Source organism: Kitasatospora sp. NPDC023120, assembly GCF_055560835.1.
The window spans coordinates 1-2,557 of the sequence record NZ_JBVHHY010000097.1 but is presented as its reverse complement, the minus strand read 5'-3'; the positions used below and the strand labels follow the sequence as shown (position 1 = coordinate 2,557).

The 2,557-nt window shown below is 72.4% G+C and carries 1 protein-coding gene; it reads right to left on the bottom strand.

Going from position 1 to position 2,557, the window contains the following annotated elements:
* A partial coding sequence (locus tag ACZ3TI_RS40830) for a type I polyketide synthase (protein WP_465735640.1) occupies positions 1-2,557 on the bottom strand: 2,557 nt, incomplete at both ends.

Sequence of the window (2,557 nt, the reverse complement as noted above, 5' to 3'; positions counted from 1 at the left end):
TCACCTCACGCAGCGGGCGACCGAGCTGCGGATCCAGCGCGACACAAACCGCATCCAGCGACTCCGCGAACACCGGGAACGCCTCGGCGAGTTCACGTCCCATGCCCAGACGCTGCGCACCCTGCCCCGTGAACAGGAACGCGGTCCGGCCGCCCTTCGCGCTGCTCTTCTCGGTCAACGAGCCGAGAGCGGCAAGCAGTTCGTCACGATCCGCACCAACGACGACGGCCCGGTGCTCAAGCGCACCACGCGTCGTCGCCAGCGAGAACGCCACATCCACCGGCTCCAGCTCCGGCCGCTCCGCGACGAACGACCGCAGCCGCTCGGCCTGCGCCGTCAGCGCGTCCTCGGACTTCGCGCTGATCACCCACGGCACCGCCGGCAGCTCCAGCGCGCCCTTCGGCGCCTCCGGCTCACCGGCCGGCGCCTGCTCCAGGATGAGGTGGGCATTGGTGCCGCTGGCACCGAAGGAGGAGACGCCCGCACGACGCGGCTGCCCGGTCTCCGGCCACGGCTGCTGCTCGGCGAGCAGGCGGACGTGCCCCTCCGTCCAGTCGATGTGCGGGGACGGATCGTCCGCGTGCAGAGTGCGCGGCAGCACACCGGCCTGCATCGCCATCACCATCTTGATCACGCCACCCACGCCCGAAGCCGCCTGCGCGTGCCCGATGTTCGACTTCAACGACCCCAGCCACAGCGGCCGTTCAGCCGAACGCCCCTGCCCGTACGTGGCCAACAGAGCCTGCGCCTCGATCGGATCACCCAGCGACGTCCCCGTCCCGTGGCCCTCGACCGCGTCGACCTCTCCGGCCTCCAGCCCTGCCGAAGCCAGCGCCTGACGGATCACCCGCTGCTGCGACGGACCGTTCGGGGCCGTAAGGCCATTCGAGGCGCCGTCCTGGTTCACCGCGCTGCCACGCACCACCGCCAGCACCGGATGCCCGAGCCGGCGCGCGTCCGACAGCCGCTCCACCAGCAGCATGCCCACGCCCTCGCTGAAGCCGGCGCCGTCGGCACCCGCGCCGAAGGCCTTGCAGCGGGCGTCCGGAGAGATTGCGCGCTGGCGGCTGAACTCAAGGAACATCTCGATGGAGGACATGACGGTGACGCCGCCGGCGAGCGCCATGTCGCACTCCCCCTGGCGGATCGCCTGCATCGCGAGGTGCAGGGCGACCAGCGAGGAGGAGCAGGCGGTGTCGACGGTGACGGCAGGGCCCTCCAGCCCGAGGGTGTACGAGACCCGGCCGGTCGCGATGCTGCCCTGGCTGCCGTTGCCGACGTACCCCTCGACGCCCTCCGGCACCGCGCCCCCGCTGAGCCGCGCGCCGTAGTCGTGGTACATCAGGCCCGCGAAGACCCCGGTCCGGCTGCCCCGGAGCGACGCCGGGTCGATCCCGGCCCGCTCCAGCACCTCCCAGGAGGTCTCCAGCAGCAGCCGCTGCTGCGGATCCATCGCCAGCGCCTCACGCGGCGAGATCCCGAAGAATCCGGCATCGAACTCGGCGACGTCCCGCAGGAATCCGCCTTCGCGTGCATAGATCCGGCCCGGGAGTCCGGGGGTCGGGTCGTAGAGCTCGTCGTGGTTCCAGCCACGGTCGTCGGGCATGGCGGTAATGGCGTCCCGGCCGGCGAGCACGAGGTCCCAGAGCTGCTCCGGGGAGGTCACGTCGCCGGGGAAACGGCAGCTCATCGCGACGATCGCCATCGGCTCGTCTCCGGTCGCGGCGGCGCTCCGCCGGGCCGGTTCCTCGGCGGCCTCCGCCGTCGCCCCTTCGCCGAGGCCGAGTTCGGTCCACAGGAGGCGAACCACGGCAGCGGCGTTCGGGTGGTCGAAGACCAGCGTCACCGGTAGGCGCAGACCGGTGGCGGCGCCCAGCCGGTTGCGCAGTTCGACGGCGGTGAGGGAGTCGAAGCCGACGTCCTTGAAGGCCCGCTCGGGGTCGACCGCAGTAGCGGAGGCGTACCCGAGGACGGAGGCCACCTCTCCCCGGACCAGGTCGAGCAGCGACTCCTGCCGCTGGGCTTCGGACATGCCCGTGAGCCGGCGGCCGAGATCGCCACCCTTCGCGGCAGAGGTTCCCGTACCGGCGGCCTGACGCCGGACGCGCTGCGGGACCAGCCCGCTCAGCAGCGACGGAAGCCCGTCGGCGGCGGCGCGGCGGCGCAGTGCGGCCGGGTCGAGGCGCATCGGGAGGAGGAAGGGTTCGCCGGAGCCGACGGCCAGGTCGAACAGGGCGAGACCTTCCTCCGACTCCATGGGCAGGACGCCCAGGCGGGCGAGACGGGTCAGGTCGGCCTGGCCCAGGGTGCCGGTCATGGCGCTGGTCTCGGCCCACAGGCCCCAGGCGAGGGAGACGGCCGGCAGGCCCTCGGCGCGACGGGTCTGGGCGAGGGCGTCGAGGAAGACGTTCGCCGCAGCGTAGTTCGCCTGCCCCGCGTTGCCCAGCGTTCCGGCACCGGCGGAGAACAGGACGAAGGCCGACAGCTCATGGTCCTTCGTGAGCTCGTGCAGGTGCCAGGCGGCATCGACCTTGGGCCGCAGCACCGTGTCGAAGCG